The sequence below is a fragment of the Candidatus Filomicrobium marinum genome (assembly GCF_000981545.1).
Taxonomy (GTDB): Bacteria; Pseudomonadota; Alphaproteobacteria; order Rhizobiales; family Hyphomicrobiaceae; genus Filomicrobium; species Filomicrobium insigne.
On record NZ_LN829119.1, the window covers coordinates 488752 to 510231 of the forward strand.

General features: G+C 56.4%; 17 protein-coding genes and 1 tRNA gene. 14 read left to right on the forward strand and 4 right to left on the reverse strand.

The genetic code is table 11. From position 1 onward, the window contains the following. The first annotated feature begins 115 nt into the window (after positions 1–115). The 6 genes from YBN1229_RS02385 to YBN1229_RS02410 all read left to right on the forward strand — a co-directional run bounded on the left by YBN1229_RS02385 (position 116) and on the right by YBN1229_RS02410 (position 6171). Positions 116–1342, forward strand: a complete 1227-nt coding sequence (locus tag YBN1229_RS02385) for an LL-diaminopimelate aminotransferase (RefSeq protein WP_170832480.1) — start codon at positions 116–118, stop codon at positions 1340–1342. 16 nt (positions 1343–1358) lie between these two features. Then, on the forward strand, positions 1359–2684 hold the full coding sequence (locus YBN1229_RS02390; protein ID WP_046476339.1) for a homoserine dehydrogenase: 1326 nt from the start codon (positions 1359–1361) through the stop codon (positions 2682–2684). A 48-nt stretch (positions 2685–2732) separates the two neighbouring features. After that, positions 2733–3704 carry a class II fructose-bisphosphatase gene (gene glpX, locus YBN1229_RS02395; protein WP_046476341.1) on the forward strand — a complete coding sequence of 324 codons (972 nt, stop codon included), beginning with the start codon at positions 2733–2735 and terminating at the stop codon, positions 3702–3704. A 104-nt stretch (positions 3705–3808) separates the two neighbouring features. Further along, entirely contained in the window at positions 3809–5665 is a 1857-nt protein-coding gene (gene recJ / locus YBN1229_RS02400) for a single-stranded-DNA-specific exonuclease RecJ (RefSeq protein ID WP_046476344.1), read from the forward strand. Positions 5666–5734: 69 nt separating this feature from the next. After that, a tRNA-Glu gene (locus tag YBN1229_RS02405) sits at positions 5735–5809 on the forward strand. Between the two features lie 89 nt (positions 5810–5898). Beyond that, positions 5899–6171: a hypothetical protein gene (locus YBN1229_RS02410; RefSeq protein WP_046476347.1), complete on the forward strand. Its 273-nt coding sequence runs from the start codon at positions 5899–5901 to the stop codon at positions 6169–6171. A 161-nt stretch (positions 6172–6332) separates the two neighbouring features. Here YBN1229_RS02410 and YBN1229_RS02415 read toward each other — a convergent pair whose 3' ends face one another. The 3 genes from YBN1229_RS02415 to ftcD all read right to left on the reverse strand — a co-directional run bounded on the left by YBN1229_RS02415 (position 6333) and on the right by ftcD (position 9819). Beyond that, positions 6333–6956, reverse strand: a complete 624-nt coding sequence (locus YBN1229_RS02415; RefSeq protein WP_046476349.1) for a cyclodeaminase/cyclohydrolase family protein — start codon at positions 6954–6956, stop codon at positions 6333–6335. A 182-nt stretch (positions 6957–7138) separates the two neighbouring features. Continuing rightward, positions 7139–8689: an APC family permease gene (locus YBN1229_RS02420; RefSeq protein WP_046476352.1), complete on the reverse strand. Its 1551-nt coding sequence runs from the start codon at positions 8687–8689 to the stop codon at positions 7139–7141. Between the two features lie 188 nt (positions 8690–8877). After that, a complete protein-coding gene (gene ftcD / locus YBN1229_RS02425) occupies positions 8878–9819 on the reverse strand; it encodes a glutamate formimidoyltransferase (RefSeq protein ID WP_046479837.1) in 942 nt (313 codons plus the stop codon). Positions 9820–10514: 695 nt separating this feature from the next. Here ftcD and YBN1229_RS02430 point away from each other — a divergent pair. From YBN1229_RS02430 to YBN1229_RS02440, 3 genes are all read left to right on the forward strand, one after another. Next, a complete protein-coding gene (locus YBN1229_RS02430; protein WP_046476354.1) occupies positions 10515–11210 on the forward strand; it encodes a TetR/AcrR family transcriptional regulator in 696 nt (231 codons plus the stop codon). Positions 11211–11669: 459 nt separating this feature from the next. After that, positions 11670–13160 carry a SulP family inorganic anion transporter gene (locus tag YBN1229_RS02435; RefSeq protein WP_244466789.1) on the forward strand — a complete coding sequence of 497 codons (1491 nt, stop codon included), beginning with the start codon at positions 11670–11672 and terminating at the stop codon, positions 13158–13160. An 11-nt stretch (positions 13161–13171) separates the two neighbouring features. Continuing rightward, on the forward strand, positions 13172–14029 hold the full coding sequence (locus YBN1229_RS02440; RefSeq protein ID WP_046476360.1) for a universal stress protein: 858 nt from the start codon (positions 13172–13174) through the stop codon (positions 14027–14029). Positions 14030–14262: 233 nt separating this feature from the next. Here the strand turns inward: YBN1229_RS02440 and YBN1229_RS02445 are convergent, their stop codons facing one another. Further along, complete coding sequence (locus YBN1229_RS02445; RefSeq protein WP_046476363.1) at positions 14263–15615, reverse strand: MFS transporter; 1353 nt, start codon at positions 15613–15615, stop codon at positions 14263–14265. 417 nt (positions 15616–16032) lie between these two features. Between YBN1229_RS02445 and YBN1229_RS02450 the strand changes: the two genes are divergently transcribed. The 5 genes from YBN1229_RS02450 to YBN1229_RS02470 all read left to right on the forward strand — a co-directional run bounded on the left by YBN1229_RS02450 (position 16033) and on the right by YBN1229_RS02470 (position 21291). After that, a complete protein-coding gene (locus tag YBN1229_RS02450; protein ID WP_082100972.1) occupies positions 16033–17793 on the forward strand; it encodes a DEAD/DEAH box helicase in 1761 nt (586 codons plus the stop codon). An 84-nt stretch (positions 17794–17877) separates the two neighbouring features. Further along, the gene (locus YBN1229_RS02455; RefSeq protein WP_046476367.1) at positions 17878–18426 is read left to right on the forward strand and encodes a hypothetical protein; all 549 of its coding nucleotides are present in this window, start codon (positions 17878–17880) and stop codon (positions 18424–18426) included. A 386-nt stretch (positions 18427–18812) separates the two neighbouring features. Further along, the gene (locus tag YBN1229_RS02465) at positions 18813–19223 is read left to right on the forward strand and encodes a DUF1345 domain-containing protein (RefSeq protein WP_082100974.1); all 411 of its coding nucleotides are present in this window, start codon (positions 18813–18815) and stop codon (positions 19221–19223) included. Further along, entirely contained in the window at positions 19147–19320 is a 174-nt protein-coding gene (locus YBN1229_RS19315; RefSeq protein ID WP_432264126.1) for a DUF1345 domain-containing protein, read from the forward strand. Before YBN1229_RS02465 ends, YBN1229_RS19315 begins: the two co-directional genes overlap by 77 nt. A gap of 69 nt (positions 19321–19389) precedes the next feature. Next, on the forward strand, positions 19390–21291 hold the full coding sequence (locus tag YBN1229_RS02470; RefSeq protein WP_244464984.1) for a potassium transporter Kup: 1902 nt from the start codon (positions 19390–19392) through the stop codon (positions 21289–21291). The last annotated feature ends 189 nt before the right edge of the window (positions 21292–21480 follow it).

The window sequence follows — 21480 nt, forward strand, 5'->3', positions numbered from 1 at the left end:
CCATTGCAGACGACAGTGGCGCATAAAGGTGTGCTACGTATAGACTTGCTGCAAATTTATCACGCGACCCGAGCGCTCTGCCCGAAAGGGAGCGCCAAAACGAAAGACATAACCGGTGATCGAGGAATTTCATCGCATCAAGCGCTTGCCGCCCTACGTGTTTGCTGAAGTCAATCGTCTGAAGGCCAACGCGCGGGCCGCCGGTGCCGATATCGTCGATCTGGGCATGGGCAATCCGGATTTGCCGACGCCGCAGCACATTGTCGACAAGCTGGTCGAAACGGTGAGCAAACCGCGGACCAACCGCTATTCAGCGTCAAAAGGTATTCCAGGATTGCGGCGGGCTCAGGCGGCTTATTATGCGCGCCGCTTCGGGGTGAAGCTTGATCCGGAAACGGAAATCGTCGCAACGCTCGGATCGAAGGAAGGCTTCGCCAACATGGCGCAAGCTATCACGGCCCCGGGTGACGTCATCCTCGTTCCAAACCCGACCTATCCGATCCACGAATTCGGATTCATCATTTCTGGCGCCGCAATCCGCCATGTGCCCGCTGGCACGGGTGAGGATTTCCTGCGCGCTGTCGAGCGTGCCTGCAAGCATTCCGTGCCGCGTCCGCTCGCGTTGGTCCTTTGCTTCCCTTCGAATCCAACGGCAATGGTGGCCGACTTGGATTTCTATAAGGAAGCTGTGGCTCTTGCCCGTAAGCTCGATCTTATCATTTTGTCGGACCTGGCTTATTCGGAAGTCTATTTTGACGATAACCCCCCGCCGTCTGTTTTGCAGGTGCCCGGCGCCAAGGATATCGCGGTCGAATTCACGTCGCTCTCAAAGACCTACAATATGCCCGGTTGGCGTATGGGCTTTGCCGTTGGCAACGAGCGGCTCATCGGTGCTCTCGCCCGGGTCAAATCCTATCTCGACTACGGTGCGTTCACGCCGATCCAAGTGGCGGCTGCGGCTGCATTGAATGGACCGCAGGAGTGCGTCTCCGAAATTCGCGAGACATACAAGCGACGCCGCGATTGTCTGGTCGAGAGCTTCGCTCGGGCCGGCTGGGACGTGCCGCCGCCGCCCGCGACCATGTTTTGCTGGGCTCCTATCCCTGAGCCGTTCCAGCAGCTGAGTTCCGTGGATTTCTCCAAGCTGCTGATCGAAAAGGCTGACGTGGCCGTTTCGCCGGGGCTCGGATTTGGCGAATACGGCGAAGGTTATGTACGTATTGCGCTGGTCGAGAACGAACATCGCATCCGGCAGGCGGCACGCAGCTTGAAAAAGTTCTTCGCCCAAGCGCAGGAAACGATGCATAACGTCATTCCTATTCCACAGAAAGCGACGCGTTAGGTTTCAATCCACCATCATGACAGAGCCTTTGAAACTGGGCATCGCCGGGCTTGGCACCGTCGGTGCAGGCCTCGTGCGGCTCCTTGAAGCCCACGGGGCTCGCCTTGCCGCGGCCTTGTCGCGTCCTATCCGCATTGTGGCTGTCAGTGCACGGTCACGCGGCAAGGGGCGTGGCTGCGATATACATGAGTTCCGCTGGTTTGATGATCCAGTGGCGCTGGCGACCGATCCTGACATCGACGTTTTCGTCGAGCTGATGGGCGGTGACGAGGGCGTACCTAAGGAGGCGGTTGAGGCTGCGCTTAAGGCCGGCAAGCATGTTGTTACCGCCAACAAGGCGCTCTTAGCGAAGCATGGCGTGGCTTTGGCTGCTCTCGCCGAATCCAACGGCGTTGCGCTCAACTTTGAGGCGGCTGTTGCGGGGGGGATCCCCGTCATCAAATCGCTGCGCGAGTCTCTGCTGCCTAACAGCATCGAGCGCATCTATGGCATTCTAAACGGCACGTGCAACTATATCCTCACCACGATGGAGGAAGAGGGGCGGTCGTTTGCCGACGTGCTGAAGGAAGCCCAGGAAAAGGGGTATGCGGAAGCGGACCCGACGTTCGACATCGGCGGGTTTGATACGGCACACAAGCTGTCATTGCTGACGAGCCTCGCGTTCGGAACTGAGGTCGCCTTTGATCAGATCCACGTCGAAGGGATCGAGAAGATCACGCAGGCCGATATCGAGTCCGCCGACGATCTTGGCTATCGCATCAAGCTCCTGGGTGTCGCGATGCGTACGGCCAGTGGCATCGAGGCACGGGTGCATCCCACGATGGTGCCGAAGCATTCGGCGATCGCAGAGGTATCCGGGGTTACCAACTGTGTTGCGATCGATGGTGATTTCACTGGAAGCATGCTGCTTGTTGGCGCTGGTGCCGGTGCGCACCCGACGGCAGCAGCGGTCGCGAGTGATATCATAGACATCGCGCGCGGGCTGGTGATTGCTCCGTTCATCGTGTCTACGCGTGATCTGAAACCGCATCAACGTGCGCGTCTTGGTGAACATCAGGGTGCCTACTACGTGCGCCTGACGGTCGTCGACGCGCCGGGAACGATGGCCGTTATCGCAAAGCGTATGGGCGATGAGAATGTTTCCCTGGAAAGCGTGGTGCAGCGGAGGGAGCGGCATGTGCTGCCCGGTAGCGGGAAAGCAGGCGTGCCCGGACGACCGGCTCAGGTAACATTGATTACGCACGACACCACGGAAAATGCGATGCGCGCCGCGCTTGAAGCCATTGAGAAAGATGGCAAGGCGACGGAACCGCCGCAGATGATCCGCATTGAGAAGCTTTGAGCTGGGGCCGTTGCAAAACGCCCGATCGCGCTGAAATCGAGGAATACCATGGCAGGGACAGCGGCCGGCAAGGGATTAAGCCGGGGTCTTATCATCGACGTTGCACACGTGACGGAGCAGGCGGCAATTGCCGCGGCACGTTTGCGTGGGCGCGGCGACAAAAAGGGGGCCGACGGTGTCGCTGTCGATGCGATGCGTCAGGCCTTGGCGGATATCGATATTGCCGGCACGGTAGTGATCGGCGAAGGCGAGATGGATGAGGCGCCGATGCTGTACATCGGCGAGAAGGTCGGTACCGGGAATGGACCGGCGGTCGATATCGCCGTCGATCCGCTCGAAGGCACGACAATCTGCGCGAAGGCAATGCCGAATGCTCTGGCGGTTCTGGCGATCTCGGAGGCAGGTGGCCTCCTGCATGCTCCGGACATGTACATGGACAAGATCGCGATCGGTCCAGGGTATCCGGAAGGGGTCGTGGATCTTGACGCAACCCCGGCGGAGAACCTCTCAAACCTTGCTAAGGCCAAGGGGGTTCCCATCACCGAAATTACGGCCTGCATTCTGGATCGTGATCGCCATCGGGATCTGATCGCTGCGGTTCGTGCAGCTGGAGCGAGTGTACAACTCATCCCCGACGGAGACATCGCCGGCGTGATCTGGGCGACAGAGCCAGGAGAAACCGGCATCGATATCTACCTCGGCTCCGGAGGGGCTCCTGAGGGTGTGCTCGCGGCAGCGGCGCTACGCTCCAGCGGTGGTCAGATCCAGGGCCGCCTTTTGCCGGCTGACGATGCTGAGCGTGCCCGTGCGGAATCGATGGGCATCAAGGACATCAATCACAAGTTTTCGTTGTCCGAACTGGCGTCTAAGGACGTGATCTTTGCCGCGACAGGTGTGACGGGCGGCTCGCTGCTTGACGGCGTGCGGTTTTCAAACGGAGTCGCGCATACACATACGCTGATCATGCACTCTGGCTCGCGTGTGACGCGACGCATCCGAGCCACGATCCCTTTGGCGTAGCCGCGTCTTTTCCGCTTAGTTGTAGTTTCCCCCAGGCAAGATAGTCCCCGGGCTCGCGGGATATGCTCGAATCGGCGTAGAGCCGAAATTGAGGGGTAAGAGCCATGGGTATTGCGAGCAAGCGGGCGATCCTTGCGGATGCGGGGGAATCAGAAGCTTTCCTGGGTGTGACGGCTTCGGCGCGTGGGTTTACGTGGCGTGAGCGGTTAACGGGACAGGGGCATGCGTTGGCTGCTGCGATCAGCCAGCGTCACGGATTACCCGACCTACTGGGGCGTGTCCTCGCGGCCCGGGGCGTTGCCCTCGATGACGTCGAGACCTTTCTGGATCCGTCTTTAAAAGCATTGATGCCCGATCCGAGCGTTCTGCGCGATATGGATCGCACCGCGGCCCGGATTGCGGAGGCGATCGTCAAAGGCGAGCGCGTTGCAATCTTTGGCGACTACGACGTCGATGGGGCCTGCTCGTCGGCGCTCATGGCCCGATATTTCAAGAGCCATGGTCTATCGGCTCGGATTTATATTCCCGATCGGCTGTTTGAGGGATACGGGCCCAACGTTCAAGCCATTGAAGGGCTGATCAAGGACGGCGCGCAATTGATCGTGACGGTCGATTGCGGAACGACCAGTTTTGAGCCTCTGGCGCACGCGACAAAGCTCGGCGCGGATGTGTTGGTGATCGATCACCACCAGTCTGACGAGACGCTCCCGGATGTCGTCGCTGTCGTGAACCCTAACCGTCAAGATGATGTTTGCGGTCAGGGGCACTTGTGTGCCGCTGGCGTTGTGTTTCTTGTTCTGGTGGCGGTCACGCGCGAGCTCCGTCGTCGCGGTCATTATGCGCAGGGCACTACTGAGCCAGCTTTGCTGGAACTTCTAGATCTGGTGGCGTTGGCCACGGTGTGTGACGTGGTCCCGTTGGTTGGGCTTAACCGCGCTTATGTGACCAAAGGTTTGCAGGTCATGCGCCAGCGGCGGAACCTTGGGCTTCGGGCGTTATTCGATGCTGCCGGGCTCGATCAGGCTCCGACGCCGTATCATCTGGGTTATATTCTCGGTCCCCGCATTAATGCGGGGGGCCGCATCGGCGACTCGGCTCTGGGCGCGCGGTTGTTGAGCCTGGACGATGGTGCTGAGGCGCAGCGTATCGCGGAAACGCTTGACCGTCTTAATCGCGAGCGGAAGGCCATTGAGACCGAAACACTTCAGGAGGCTATGGCTGAGGCTGAGCGCTGTGTTGAAGAGCAGCCCGATCTGCCAGTGATCGTTCTGGGAGCGGAAAATTGGCATAAAGGTATCGTTGGATTGGTTGCGAGCCGGTTGACTGAGCGCTTCCATCGGCCATCGTGTGTCATCTCCTGGACGCGCGATGGCGGGGACGGAGCGGTGACGGGCACAGGGTCGCTGCGTTCCGTCGCTGGTGTTGACATTGGCCGGGCGGTGCGTGCTGCAACGGCTTCCGGTTTACTGCTGAAAGGCGGCGGCCATGCCATGGCGGCAGGATTAACCGTCGCACAGGATAATCTTGAAGCTCTCCGTACCTTTTTCATGGATGAGTTGGCGAAAGGTGCGAAGCAGGCGCGTGAAACGGCAGGTCTCGACCATGATGGGGCGTTGACGCCGCAATCGGCCAACGATCAGATTTTGGCGTTGATCGAGCGCGCTGGGCCGTATGGTCAGGGGAATCCGCAACCCCGCTTTGCCTTTCCTGCGCATCGCGTGAAGTTTGCCAAGGTGGTTGGTGATGCACATGTTCGCGCGATCATCGAAGCGGGAGATGGATCTAGGCTCGATTGCATCGCTTTTCGCGCCGTTGGGCAGCCGCTGGGCGATTTATTGCTCGAAGCTAATGGCGGGTTTCCTATTCACGTCAGCGGGCATTTGCGGCGTGATACGTGGGGCGGGCGCAATCGGATTGAGTTGATGATTGAAGATGCGGCGGACCCGCGCAAACAAAGCTGAACGAAGCGTCGCAGGCTGTAAACTCCGACTTGCATGCCGAGGCAAACGTCAATATACGTTCGCGGACGCGCTCCCTTCGTCTATCGGTTAGGACGCCAGATTTTCAATCTGGAAAGACGGGTTCGACTCCCGTAGGGAGCGCCAGTTCTGTTGATTTTATTGATTTTTTCTCCGGTTCTGGCCTAAAACACCCCTATTGACACCCGCCTCGACCCAAAGATTTTTTGAGGGGCATGCGACGGTTCCGCAAGGTCCTAGTGTGGCTGTTGACACCGCTCAAGTTGGCATTCGCGCTGACACTGCACTGGTTAGCTTGGCTCCTTTACTACGCTGACGTCAGTTCAAAGCTCTCCGGGCTTACAGCCAACGAGATGGGCGGCTTCTTGGCGGGCATTGCTGCGCCTTTCGCGTTCCTTTGGTTGGTCATCGCGGTCTTTCTCCAACGCCAGCAGCTTAGCGTTCGGGGCGCGGAGCTGAGGACTAGCACAGAAGCTCTCAAGCTGTAGGTCAAAGAGACCCGCGCGATCGTTGAACAGAACGCTGCTGCTGCGATGGTTGCTCAGAGCTTGCTGGATGAACAAGCGTGGGTGAAGGCCGTCGACTGCATATGAGTCTCGGTGGCGCTCAAGTCCCCTAACGTGAAGTCGAGAGCGCCACGGGCCAAAGATTAGAGGTTGTCGGATACAAACTGGTAGACTTGTTCTTTGGCTTCCCGGCCTTGCTTGAGTAGCTGGACCAGTTCGGTCGAAATCTCTGATTTGAAGTTCTCGTCCTTGATTGATGGCAGGTTGATTTTGACGTTCATTATGGCGCCCTCCAGACCGGCATAGGCTTGTTGAGAGGCCACTCCGAGATCGCTTAGTGCGTTGGGGTTGGACTTTCCGAGGAGATTTCGGCTGAGTTCCAGGACCGCGACGCATTCGCTGGCGATGGCTATTGGTGACTGAACCGCTTCTTTGTACCCGTCCTGGATCGCAGCTGTTCTTTTGGCTTTCTCTTCGTCGGTTTGCTTAGGAAGCTTGAAGGCAGCCATAACCGAATTGAATGCTTCTGTATCGAGATCGACGCGTCGTAAAAGTCCTGCGGCGAGTGCATCGGCTTTCGGTACTGTTTTGGTCAGTTCCTCTGTAAAAGCTTCACACCCCTTTTTTCCGATACTGAGCCTGCACACCATCGCTATGAGCCCTGCTCCAACAGCTCCCGAAAGGGCGGCGACACTCCCACCGCCTGGAGCTGGTGCATCAGATGCGAGAACTGCGCCGAACTCTTCGAGCGACATCGTTGTAAGCATTGAAATCTCTCACTTTCGTAGTTGGATAATTCTTGGTGCGACGCTGACCTTGCTGCCCTGTACCATCTCGGTTCAGATCAGTAATTGATCGTATAATTACGTGTTGATGGTTGTGTTTCAGGGCGCGGCCTTTGTGACTTGCAACACAAGGGAATGCCGTATGAAACCGCGCCCTGCTTCTCTTAGAACATCACCCAGAAGATGATGTAGCCAGCGAGCATCGAGACGAGTCCCCCAGCCAATGCGAGGTAGGGAAGTATTCCGGCTCTCGTTGGCGGCAGTTCTGTCTCACCCTCGGGAATAAGATCATTCAGCATGCCCGGTGGAAACTGACCTTTATCGACAACATAGTGTCGGTACCAAAATAGCGGGGTAGAAATAAACGCTGCGGCCAATCCGAGGAACAGGATGTGATTGCCCCATAGGTTGGCACCTACGCCGATGAGGAACGCATTGACGTATGCCAAAATTGTTCCAAACGTAAGTAGCCAGTTTGGTGCCCTGTAGGGGCGTTTAGCGTTTGGATTATCAAGCCGATGAATCCAGCCCGCATTCAGGTTCAGGTAATGAAACAGCACATAGTTCACTGCTGAGACTGCCATAACGAACATGTAGTCTGACATCAGTAGAAGCAGTGCGTTGAACGCTAAGTCTGTCCACATGGCCCGGGTGGGTACGCCGTTCTCATTTAGCTGATCGAGAAATTTCGGCATCCATCCATCATGCGCACCCTGGTACAGGGTCCGCGATGATCCGGCCATGGCTGTCATAATCGCGAGGAATAGTGTGAAGGTGAGCATCACCACTAAGAGCTTGGCGAAGAAATCACCCGCGCCAACCATGCTTGCTAGAGCGACACCGACGCCCTCACCGGATTCAATCCCCGGAGACCTCATGTACTCCGTACCGAGCACACCTTGGAAAACAAATGGAACCAGAGTGTATAGAATGACCCCTACGACTCCTGACCAAATGATTGCCTTTGCGCCATCACGGGCCGGATCGGTCATTTCGCTCATGTAGCAGACTGCATTTTCGGCTGCGTATGCGGCCCATGCAGCGAGGAAGAGACCGCCTATGAAGAGGCGCCACCCTTCGAGATTCCACTCACCATTGAGGGGTACGAAGGGCGAAAAATTCGCCATTTCAATACGGCCGGTAAAGAAGGGGATTAATGTTACGAAAAGAAGGGGGATAATCCCGCCAAGCGTCAGTATGATTTGAACTCGAGCCGTTCTCGCAATTCCACTGTGTTGGATGCTCCACACTGTCACCATCAAAATTGTTCCGACGATGAATTGCGTGTTTATTCGAATTGTGAGGCCTTGTTTTAGAAAGCCGAGATCCAACAGTGTGACCTGCCAGGTATTGAGCGCATGATCTGGTGGCAGGAATATTGATAACAGGTACCCAGAACCCAGTCCTGAGCCGATCGCAAGGATGGGGCTCCAGGCGAGCCAGTTCGACCATACGGACATTGGGGCGATTATGCGAGAGTGTCGAACCCACGCCGTGGCGCCATATACGGCTGTGCCTCCAGATTTATTGGGATGCATGCCCGCAATTTCAGCGTAGCTGAAGATTGCGACGAAACCGATCATGACTGAGACGAACCACACCAGGGGAGATACCGTGCCGGTTACGGCCGAAATACCTCCTAGGCTGAACATTACCAGTGCCGGTGAACCTGCCGCGATGAAAACGACCTGCCACCAGTTGACGGCCCTTACCATGCAGGAGCTGCCTACATGAGCAGTTGGTGGTGCATTAATTGACTGTGCCTTGCTATACTCCATTGTCGGTTCCTCCCGAGAACCCGATAAATGGAATTAAGGCCGGATTGCGTTTCCCTTTTCGGGATTATTGAATTGTGCAATCCGGTCCTAATTATCCAGATCGATTGATATTATGAAATCATGATTTAGCCTTCGAGCTCGAGCAGGTGGTTCTCGAGAATCTGACTTTGATAATCCCAAGGTCCGTTGATTCCCTCTAGCTGCAGGTACCATTCGGCTGTCTGGACCAAAACTTCGGCAGCGATTGTTCCGCAGACTTGCCCCCCAAGGACATTGACGCCGTAGCGTGCGGCCTCTGCCTTGAGTAAGTTATAAATGCGATGTAGCGGTGTTTTTCGGGGGTTGCTCACCTCACAGGAAACGATCGTGACCGGTTTTCCGGTGCGTCTATGCGTGTTTGGCAGGCCAATCACGCCCTGGATGTTTGTAAAGCCGCCGGTTTTACCGCGTACGTAGCTCGCCAGCTTTTTGGCGATGGCTAGGTCGGTCGTATCGAGGACGACGTTGAAATACGCGTCGTGCTCGTCGAGTGCGCCGACGATTGTAGCACCTGCCGTTGGATGCATTTTTGCCGGCCCAAGGTCGGGTGCGCGCTCAGGGTCCTTCTCGATTACGTCTCTTAGTCCCTCGTAATTTCCTTTGCGGATTGCTGTCAGCCCTTCACGGTCGGGGCGTCGCGCGTTTCTACCTGTAAAAAAGATTGGTACGCCGTGGCGTTGGAACAGTTCTTTCCCAAGATCCTCTGCGAACTCGATGCATTCCTCGATGCTGATGTCCTTGGCCGGATAGATTTCTATGGTATCCACGGCGCCAATGCGCGGATGGCGACCATGCTGCTTTTCCATATCGATCAGCTCGTAGGCCTTTGCAGCTGATTCCAGAAGTGCTTCTCGGACTGCCTCGGGTCGCCCCAGGATTTCGACGGGCAGACGGTCGAAATCAGGATCGGGTTCATATCCGATTAGCTTGAGCCCTTTTCGGTCGCGGAATGGATTGACGATCTGCTCGATCACTTCCTTTCGCGTTCCGTCGCTAAAGTTTGGATCCGATAAGATGTATTTCGCCATAATTACCTCTTGAGCTGGCATCCTCGGCTGCGGACACACGGTTCTGGGATCGCATGCATTCTCGATGTTCTTATTTGTGAAATGCTCCCGTCTTGAAGCTCCCCACCTCCTTATCGGCCGGTCCGACCAACCAGCGGAAAAGCCGGTCCTTCCGATTGGATAATCATCGCGTCCCAGGTCAACGGTAACTCTGTGCGTAAATTAATCAAGCGATTAGTTATATTGTGCTGCAGCAATAATAGTGTGCGCAGCAATGTTGCGACGCTTGGCATGCCACCGCCCTATTCTCGGCGCGGTGAAGCTTTTCTTGATCGTTGGATTGATCCAAAAACTAATGAGCGTGTTGGAGCATGCCTGTATCCTTCCAACACGCGAATGTCGGCAAACGGCATTGAGTAAAAAACCGGTCGTGGCTGCCCGGATGAAAGGAGTGGTTCGCAGTGCCAGCCCTTGATCTGCGGCGAATGTTGCTGAGTTCTGGCCATCGAAGCGGCTGGCCTGACGGGTAAGAAGTCGATATACCTTTGAGCAGAGAACGCCCGCTTGTGCGGTGTGGAGAAGGAATGCTCGCGGCGAACGAGAACCTCCGCATCTTGTCTCCGTTGCACAGCTGGCCTTCATTCCGAAAACAGACCTGACGCGCGGAAGTTATGCTGCTGCGCTAATTAATTAATCCATCATCGGAATTATTGAGCATGTCGCGAACCAAGAAGGCCAAAGATCCGAAACTCGGCCGGCGCAAAGCAAGTACAGCTGGCCCCGGAGCTGACGACCTGGCTCGCATAGCGCTTGATCTGTTCGCAGAGAGGCATTTCTCGTCGGTGACCATCAAGGATATCGGCAACGCAGCAGACCTGAATAGCGCGATGATCTACTACCACTACAAGGATAAAATGGCCCTGTTCAACGCAGCTATCGATAGTGCGATCGATGAAGCGTTTCGGCTATTTGGCGATCACGTGGACAATGAAAAGCACGACAACGCTGTCTCTGCGATCAATGCTTGGTTCGACGTGCATGTCACGCTCAATCGCCGTCTCCGCAATATGGTGAAGATCAGCTTGGACTGCAGCGGTCCTGAGTTTGCTGAAGCGCGACGCTCCATAAAGCGCTTCTACCGCCACGAAAACGAGATACTTCAGGAAATCATTCGCGACGGAATCGAGTCTGGTGTTTTCCGCGATGTTGAGCCCTTCGTTATCGCAACGATGATTTCAGCCTTTCTCGATGGTGTGTTGGCGCGTTCTTTGATTCTCCGGGATTTCGATATGTTGAAAACGGTGGAAGAGTTTAAGCGCGCCCTCTGGCTGCATTTGGGTTGCCGGACTGCGAAGCCTCCGGCCAAGCGAAAGGCTAGCATCGCTCATACTGCGAACAGTGGGACGAACTGAGGAGGGGCTTTCTAGAGGTGAGCGCCCTGCGGTTGTTGGAGGTGGGTATCGCGTCAGGGACTGTGCCTTACGCGAGATGCCCTGAAAGTATCTCGTACGGCTTCGGAAAGGGTCTCTGGAACTAACAGTTATTTGGCGAGCGCTGGGTGGGTGGCACCTCTGCTTGGCTGGGGCTGGGTGAGTTCACCGGCGCGACAGGGTAGCTGCAGGGATGTCGCACTCAGCGTGCAAACTCTTGCCTCACCCGGATGGACTGTGTAAGCGATAATGCTGCGGCGCAGCAAAGCTTGGAAGTGACGTGTTACTGATCGGAAACTCAGCGCACTCCCCACGGATCAATCCGCCCTGACGGTGGCGCGGGATTTAAGATTGTCTGGGCCCGCATTTTTTCACGCCCCTCCTCAACAATTCGATCTGATGCTGCCCCTTTCGCAAGGTGAGCGGACACAGGAGCGCGTCTTGAAGGCCAATCTACTATCCAATTTGAAGCTCGACTGGTTTGGAAACATCCGCGGGGATACGCTCGCAGGGCTCGTTGTAGCCCTTGCGTTGATACCGGAAGCCATTGCGTTCTCGATAATCGCGGGCGTCGATCCCAAGATCGGTCTGTATGCATCGTTCTCGATTGCCGTGATCACCGCAATTGCGGGTGGACGCCCCGGCATGATTTCAGCTGCCACGGCTGCCACGGCCGTGCTGATGGTGACGCTCGTTAAGGAGCATGGGCTCCAATATCTGCTGGCGGCGACTGTTCTCGCCGGGCTTCTGCAGATTGCGGCCGGTTTCCTCAAACTGGGTTACGTCATGCGGTTCGTCTCGCGTTCCGTAATGACGGGCTTTGTGAACGCCTTGGCGATTCTCATTTTCATGGCCCAGCTGCCCGAACTGATCGGCGTGCCTTGGCTGACCTATGTTCTGGTCGCTGGCGGGCTTGCCATCATCTATCTTGTCCCGCGGCTCACCAAGGCGGTGCCGTCCCCGCTAATCTGCATCATCGTGTTGACGACACTCGCCATTGCATTGGGGCTAGACGTCAGAACGGTCGGCGATATGGGCGAGCTGCCATCAACCCTTCCCGTCTTCCTGCTTCCTGACGTTCCGCTGAACTTCACGACGCTTTCAATAATTTTCCCATATTCCCTGGCTGTCGCAATCGTCGGCCTTTTGGAATCCTTGATGACGGCACAGATTGTCGATGAGCTAACCGACACGCCCAGCGACAAGAACCGTGAGTGCGTGGGACAGGGCCTGGCAAATATGGCGACGGGCTTCATCGGGGGCATGGCGGGGTGCGCGATGATTGGGCAGTCCGTCATCAACGTGAAGTCGGGTGGCCGGGGGCGCCTATCGTCGTTTCTGGCTGGAGTCTTTTTATTGTTCCTAATTGTCGTGCTTGGAGATTGGGTGAAGCAAATCCCGATGGCCGCGCTCGTGGCGATTATGATCATGGTTTCCATCGGGACTTTCAGCTGGACGTCGATCAAAAATCTCAAAGATCATCCACGCAGTTCCAGCATTGTCATGCTCGCGACTGTGGTGGGTGTCGTGCTCACTCATAATCTTGCGATTGGGGTGCTTGCTGGCGTGTTGCTTTCAGGGCTTTTCTTTGCCTGGAAGGTTGCGCAGATTTTTCGGGTTACCTCCAAGCTCTCGACGGATGAGACACACAGAACCTACTTTGTCGAAGGACAGCTGTTTTTTGCGTCCGGCGAGGATTTCATGGCCGCCTTCGATTTCAAGGAAGCCTTGGAGAGAGTTACGATCGATGTCAGCCGCGCGCACATCTGGGATATTTCCAGCGTCATGGCGCTCGACATGGTGGTCTTGAAGCTTCGCCGAGAGGGGGCGACGGTTGACATTGTCGGGCTTAACGAAGCTAGCGAGACGATTGTCGATAAGCTTGCAATCCACGATAAGCCCGGCGCCTTCGAGCGCCTCATGGGGCATTAGGAGAACGCTCGATGGCCAAGATTGTCGCCTTTGTCGACGCATCGATCTATGCGCAGAGTGTCTGCGACCATGCGGTATGGTTGGCGGAACGCATGTCGGCATCTGTCGATGTTATCCACGTCCTAGGACGCCGCGAAGTTTCCAGTCACAACGGAGATCTTACGGGCGCGCTCGATCCAGACGCACGGGACCTACTTCTTGCAGAGCTTTCGAGCCTCGACGAACAGAGAGCTAAACTCGCGCAAAAGAAAGGGCGACTGATCCTCGAACAAGCCAAACGGCGTTTGGAAGCGGACGGTCTTTCTGATGTTTCAACGAAGCTTCGTATTGGTGATCTGGTCGAGACGGTACAAGAGTTCGAGGAAAGTGCCGATCTGGTTGTGATCGGAAAGCGGGGGGAAGCAGCGGACTTTGCCAAGCTGCACCTGGGCTCAAATCTTGAGCGCGTCGTTCGCACGAGCCACCGTCCGGTGCTCGTTGCTTCGCGGGAATTCAGGCCGATCCAGCGCATCCTCATCGCGTTCGACGGTGGCCCAAGCGTGAGTAAGGCTATCGATTATCTCGCGCGTGCTCGCTCGCAGTTCCAAGGCCTGGAGATGCACTTATTATTCGCGGGGCTTCCTACGGATGAAGGTGCAAAGCGGCTGGATCAGGCTGCGACCCTGTTGGGCAACTCCGGGTACTCAGTGGAAGCAAGTATCGAACCTGGACAGCCTGAAACGACAATCGCTGCGTCGGTTCAGAACCGTCAGATCGATCTACTCGTGATGGGCGCTTACGGTCATTCGCGCATACGGAGCTTCATCATTGGCAGTACGACGACAGAAATGATCCGTTCCTGTGCCATTCCCGTGGTGCTGTTTCGATAGGGTCCGAATGGCCGAACCCATTTGCTGGAGCCGCGCCGGCGAGGGATCTCGTTGAATCTCGGCAATGGACCGTCGTGGGGACGCATACCTTGTTTTTCGCCCGCGTCGTGGCGGCCGACACGGCGGATCGCGATCCACTTGTCTACCACACCGGAAGCTTTAACCGGTTGGCTAAAGGCTGCGCTTCGGCATGGTCGGGAGGGCTACCTTTGCCACTCCCCCAAAAACGTCGCTTATTTTTCGATGTCGATATCTTTTGTCTCTTTCCCGAGCAGCAAAGAGATCAAGGTCAGGCCTGCCATCGCGGACAGATAGATGCCGACCCAGAACGGGCTCCCGCCTCCTGTGCTCCAAAGGGCAACCGCGATGAACGGGGCCACGGCCGCTCCTAAAATCGATGAGACATTGTAGGAAATGCCAGAGCCTGTGTAGCGAATGTTTGCAGGAAAGAGCTCTGGTAAAAGAGCGCCCATCGGTCCGAATGTCATACCCATCAACGTGAAGCCGAGGATGAGCCAGGCCATGACGCCGACAGTGCCGGCAGCGAGCATCGGCGTCCAGACGAGACCAAACACGATGATGGCGAGTGTGACCCATATAAGCGTTTTGCGGCGACCCAATTTATCGGCGAACGGACCAGAGATGAGCGTGAAGATGCCGAAGAACACCACGCCAATGATCATCATCAGAACAAAGGTTGTGTAGTCGTAGCCGAGACCCGGAAGTGGGGCGTTCGTCGCAGCGCGCCCGTAGCTCAGCGAAAACGTCGTCATAAGATAGAAGAGGACGTAGGTCGCGAGCATGTAGAATGTGCCGAGGACGAGTTCCTTCCAGTGGGTGCGGAAGACCGTAGCGAGAGGGATTTTTTGAACGTTGCCGGTGCGTACAGTTTTCTCGAAAGCGGTGCTCTCAACGAGGCTTAGACGAACCCAAAGGCCAACTATGACCATTACCGCAGAGAAGAGGAAGGGAATGCGCCAGCCCCATTCGAGAAACGCGGCGGAAGGCTTCGATGGGTCGTCGGATGGCAGCGCCGCAGCAATGAGGAGGAACAGCCCGTTGGCGATAATGAAACCGATCGGGGCTCCGAGTTGCGGGAACGTTCCGTATATTGCGCGTTTCTTTGGTGGTGCGTTTTCCGTTGCGACGAGCGCCGCGCCGCTCCATTCACCGCCAAGGGCAAAACCTTGAGCAAGACGCATTACGACCAGCAGAGCTGGGGCGAGCCAACCGGCCGTTTCATATGTTGGCAGTAGCCCGATCAGAAACGTTGCGATGCCCATCGTAAGGAGTGCACCAACGAGCGTGTTCTTGCGTCCGCGCTTATCGCCGAGATGGCCGAAGAAAATGGCGCCGAGCGGCCGGGCGATCATCGCTGCTCCGAAGATGGCGAAGGATGCCAACAGAGCGGTTGTTTCATTCCCTGGCGGGAAGAACAGGTGCGGGAAAACTAGAACGGCCGCCGTCGCATAGACGTAGAAATCGTAAAATTCAATGGTCGTGCCGACCAGGCTGGCGACGATGACGCGAGAGCGCGGGTTTGCTGGAGCGACGCCAGAAAGGGCGGCGGGAGTTGTTACGGTCATTAAGGAAAGAGCTCCGAAGCGAATGACGGGGCGCGGCAAGAATTAGGCGTAGCTACACCAAGCTAGATTCTCGCGCCACAACGAATTCGCGGAATTCGAACATCGTTGACGGTGGGGTGGCCGAGGGTTCGTTATTCGATCGCCATATTGGGCATATGAGCGGCTCAATGTGCTGTATTGTCACTGAAACCGATGCTGATGCGACATTGCGGCGGACCGCCAAGATGGTTGCTTATATTCCACGGGGGTAGAGAAAAGTTTACTGACGCCTGCCTGTGATGGGCAACATGGCCAGTTGATGCTAGCGGATCCGAAGAAAAGTGGCTATGCATCCAGGCTAAACCCTCCGCAGCTTATATACCCTCCTGTTCCTACAGAGGATCGAAGTGCTGCGCCTCACGAGATACAACTTAGATCATGACATTTCCGTCGACCCATACGGCGCTCTCAGGAGCGCTCGCCACCCGTGGCTATTCTGTTCCAACTGATGTGCAACTCGCGGTTTTGGACGCAAATGCGTCGGAGCGAGACTTGCTGGTGTCCGCGCAGACCGGATCGGGCAAGACCGTCGCCTTCGGGCTGGCGATGGCTTCGACGTTGCTGGGATCACAGGAGCGGTTCGGACGTGCAAGCCAGCCCTCGGCATTGATCATTGCCCCGACGCGGGAACTGGCTTTGCAAGTGCAGAGAGAGCTGAGCTGGCTGTACGCTGAGACGGGTGCACGCGTGCTAGCGTGCGTCGGAGGTATGGACGCACGTTCTGAAGCGCGTCAGCTTGCTGGGGGTTCTCATATCGTCGTCGGTACGCCTGGGCGCTTGCGCGATCATTTGGAGCGCGGCCGCCTTGATCTCGGACAGCTCAAGGTGGCTGTGCTCGATGAAGCTGATGAGATGCTCGATCTTGGCTTCCGTGAAGATCTGGAGTTCATTCTGGACGCAACGCCTGAGAGCCGTCGCACACTGCTCTTCTCTGCAACGATGCCGCGCGAGATCGCAGCGTTGGCGCGGCGTTATCAGAAGGATGCCGTCAGGATCGAAACGCAGCGGCGCGACGTACAGCATGCCGATATCGCCTACCAGGCTATCCGCGTGGCGCCGACGGATGTTGAAAATGCCGTGGTCAATGTCTTGCGCTTGCATGAAGTGCGCGCCGCAATTGTCTTTTGTGCAACTCGTGAAGCTGTGAAGCGGCTGCATGCGCGACTTTTGGAGCGCGGCTTTTCTGCTGTTGCCTTGTCGGGTGAGCTGAGCCAGGGCGAGCGCAGCCAAGCGCTGCAAGCGTTACGCGATGGCCGGGCGCGGGTTCTCGTTGCGACCGATGTTGCCGCTCGCGGGCTCGATCTCCCGGACCTTTCCCTCGTGATTCATGCTGAGCTTCCGCATGACGCAGAGACCTTGCTACACCGTTCAGGACGTACGGGGCGTGCCGGGCGGAAGGGGCTCTGCATTTTGCTCGTGCCATTTAATCGACGACGCAAAGCGCAGGTGTTGCTTAGCGGGGCGAAGCTGGACGTTGCGTGGTTGCCCGCGCCTACACCTGACGAGATCAGAGCACGTGACCAGGAGAGGTTCCTCGCGGATCCAATTTTTGCGGACGTAGTGCGTGAGGATGAAGTCGCGATCGTACGCAATCTACAGGCGTCGCGTTCCGCGGACGAGATTGCTCTTGCTCTTATACGGCTCCATCTAGCCCGCTTGCCTGCGCCGGAAGATTTGCTGCCAGATGCAGGTCCACCTCCCCGATCGGATCGCCGGAGCAATGGGGATGGACGGAGAGCTGGTTGGTCCAATGGTGATGCCACGGCCGCGCCTGATAATGGCAAGCGACCATCACGTGGCCCCAATTCAGGATCGCGCGATATGATTTGGTTCCGGCTAAACATCGGACGCGAGCGGAATGCCGATCCGAAATGGCTTATTCCATTGATTTGTGAAGCTGGCGGCATCAGTAAGTCCGAGATTGGATCGATCAAAATTTTTGATCGTGATACGCGTTTTGAGATTACTGCTCGGATTGCAGACAAGTTCGCCGATACGGTGCGTGTCAATAAGTCGAAGAAAGGCGCTATTACTCGTGTCGAGCGGGAAGGTTTTGGAGCACGTCCTCGCTCATCTAAACCGGCAGATCGCGGCGCGAAGAAAAAACACCGTGGCGCTGCTTCTGGCGCGAAGGCTTAAGTGTGTTGTGCTTACCGATCTTCTTAGGCGTTAGGACCTCAGAACGCCTATTGGCGTGATGCGTTATTTCGGTGAGGTCTGTAAATGGCCCATGTACATCCAGTGGGTGTGATCGAGGTGCGGGTCAACGAGATTTCGCAGCTTTTTGACACGCTTGACCCTCTACCCTTCCGCGACCGTGACCTTGATCCACACGCGGAAGAGTACATTGTTGGCTGGGCACGAGAATTTCCCCGGCGGCGAGCTTTTACGATCATCGTGCATGCACCGAAGCATGAGCTCGGGAATAAATACGCCCAACAACTAGAGGCGGCATTGCGCAGCTACTTCAATTATCGCGCGGATGTCGTTGAGGGCGAACTTAAAGAACTTTTTAAAGTCGGCCGTAAGTCTCTCCTTATCGGAATGGCTGTGTTGGCCACATGTACTGTGGCCGCGCAAGCAATTCCGGAAATTGTTGGGCCGGGAAGTATCAGCCGTTTTTTTGGCGAAGGGCTTGTCATTCTGGGGTGGGTGGCAAACTGGAAGCCAATGGAAATTTTTCTTTATGAATGGTGGCCTTTGGGGCGCCGTAGGGATCTCTATCGTCGCCTGGGGCAGGCGTGTGTAGAGGTAAAGGCTTTTGACGCTTGAAGAGTAGCTTATGCAGGGTTGCGCTAAGGCGCTGCCGCTTGGCTCGTCGCCCTCGACAAGCCTGTACGGTACCTGCCGGGTATTTTCTAATGATGAGGGTGCCTTACAGTCAGTATCTCCGGCAACGCTGAGCTCGTATTGCCGCCAGGTTATCGGTGACGGTGATTTTCATGGGCTGCCGGTCGTTTGGTATGTCATTCTGAACCTTGTTGCGGCGTTCGCGTGAAGGTTAAGGACATGCGGCTCGGTTTGACGCGCCCCTCCCGACATTGGGCGCGCTCCTGATTTTGGTTCTGGTCGCAGTCGCAACAGGTTCTCTTGTTTCGGCACAAACGAATTTCGCGGCTCGAGTCGTTATCGGCTGGGATGCGGGTGTTGTTGTTTAATTGGGACTCGTCTGGGGGAAGATGGCAACCGCCACCGAGCAGGATATTCGTGCCCGGGCGGGGATGGAAGATGAGAGTTTCTGGGGAGTAACGATGTTACTCGTCGCAGCGGCGTGCGCCAGCCTCCTCGCCATTGTGATTGTAATTGGTACTGCGGCATCGTTGGAGCCCCTAATGCGCAGGCTCTACTTGGGACTAGCGGCCTTAACGATTTGTCTCTCGTGGCTGTTGGTGCAGACCGTATATGCGGTGCACTATGCCCATATGTATTACAGCGCACACGGGAAAGGTGGCAAAGCTGGATTGGGATTTCCCCATGACGATCCCCCACGCTATGCTGATTTTGCTTATTTTTTCCTTTGTTATTGGAATGACGTGCAAAGTCGCGGATGTGGCCACGACAAACCGTGAAATACGCCGTGTGGTTCTTATCCATGGGGTTATTTCTTTCTTCTTCAATGCCATTCTTATCGCTCTTGGCGTGAACATCGCTGGGAGTTTTTTGTAAGGGGGCTCGCAGGGTCAACGAGAGTTCCTATATCCCTCTGGTCCGGGAGGCGGATACGAAGGTGATTAGGTGACGAGTTTATCGGCGCGGATTTCTGCCTCGCAGCGTACGGATCGAGACCTTCGGTCGTGGCAGTTGGGCTTTGGGGCGATTGGTATCGTTTACGGTGATATCGGCACGAGCCCACTCTACGCTTTTCGCGAGGCATTGAAGGAATCGCCACCCGGAGAAGCGACCATTCTTGGATTGCTTTCACTGATTTTCTGGGCGTTGACCCTTATCGTTTCTCTTAAGTACCTGATCATTATTCTCAGGGCCGATAACCATGGCGAAGGTGGGATCCTCGCATTGGTCGCGCTGCTAATGCATTCCAGGCCGGAGAAAGATCGTATCGGATTGCTTATTGTCGCGCTGGGCATTCTTGGCGCTGCACTCTTATACGGCGACGGCGCGATCACACCGGCCATCTCTGTCTTAAGTGCCGTGGAAGGATTGGCGACGACTGGCCATGGTCTTGAGTTCATGGTGCTGCCCACCTCGGTGGTCATTCTCGTTTTGCTGTTTGCCCTTCAAAAGCGCGGAACATATCGGCTCGCGTCCTGGTTCGCCCCGATCATGTTCGTGTGGTTTGTCATGATCGCGATCCTGGGCGTGACCAGTATCGTGCAGACCCCGCATGTTCTTGCAGCGCTTGATCCACGCTACGCACTTGCGTTTCTCTTCACCAACGGCGTCATTGGTTTTATCGTCTTAGGAGCGGTTTTTCTCGTCGTGACTGGGGCCGAAGCTCTTTACGCAGATATGGGGCATTTCGGGGCCCGTCCCATCCGCTTGGCATGGTTTGCGATTGCAGGGCCTTGCTTGCTGCTGAACTACTTCGGGCAGGGTGCTGCCGTTCTTGCCGACCCGGGGCGTGCCCCCGATCCATTCTATGCTCTAGCCCCTACTTGGGGGCTCTATCCACTTATCGGACTGGCCACATTGGCCACGATCGTCGCCTCGCAAGCAATGATTTCGGGAGTGTTTTCTCTCACCAGTCAGGCCGTGCAATTGGGATTCATGCCGCGCATCCGCATCGTGCACACCTCATCCAGCGAGTCCGGGCAGATCTATGTTCCGTTGGTCAACGGAGTGTTGGGAGTTGCTACGGTGCTGCTCGCCATAGGTTTCGGCTCCTCTTCGCACCTCGCTGCTGCTTACGGGATCGCGGTGTCGACCACCATGGTCATTACGACCATCCTGCTGTTCTTCGTCATGCGCGACTGCTGGCGGATTCAGGCACCGGTTGCGTTTGCCGTGACAGCATTTTTTATGGTGGTCGATCTCGTCTTCTTTGGTGCGAACCTTTTGAAAGTTGAGCAGGGCGGCTGGTTGCCTTTGGCGATCGCGGCAGCATTGTTTGTCGTGATGGTGTCCTGGCGCAGGGGGCGACAACATCTCTTCACTCGCCTCGGTGTAGATGAAGAGCCCATCAAGGATTTTGTTGCGCGAGCGGATAAGCAGGGGCTGCACCGGATACCCGGCACCGCTGTTTTCTTGAGCCCGTTGCAGGTCGATACACCCTATCTCTTGCGGCGGCTTGCTGACCGAACCGGAGTGCTTCGGGAAAACGTATTGATCGTTACGGTGTTGACCACGGATTTGCCGCGTGTCCCCGCAGCTCAGCGGCTCACGATGCGAGAAATAGCGCCCGGTTTTTATCGCGTCCTCGTGCACTACGGATTCATGCAAACGCCGCATGTGCCCGTCGCGCTCCGTCTGGCTCAAGAGGCTGGCTACAATATCGATGTTGAAGATGCCGTCTTTTTCCTTGGCCGGGTCACTCTTGTGCCAGCGGAGAAGGTGGCGGGCATGCCGATGTGGATGAAGAAGTTGTTCTCACTGATGAGCCACAATGCGCAGACGGCCGCGGATTTTTATAATCTGCCTCCCGATCAGGTTATCGAGCTCGGCATACAACTTGAGATCTGAATGATTGCGCTAGTTCGACGCCCTTCCGCATTCCGTTTTCCGGTTGGTTACGGCACGGCTCTCCCGGGTCGGGGGAGTGGGGAGACATGTATTGTCAGCTCAGCGATCTGCCGCTCTCAAACGGCGTGGTCTATGATCGGCTGGACGAGACGTTCGCGTAAAGCTTCGGCAGCGCCTCACCTTTAAGGT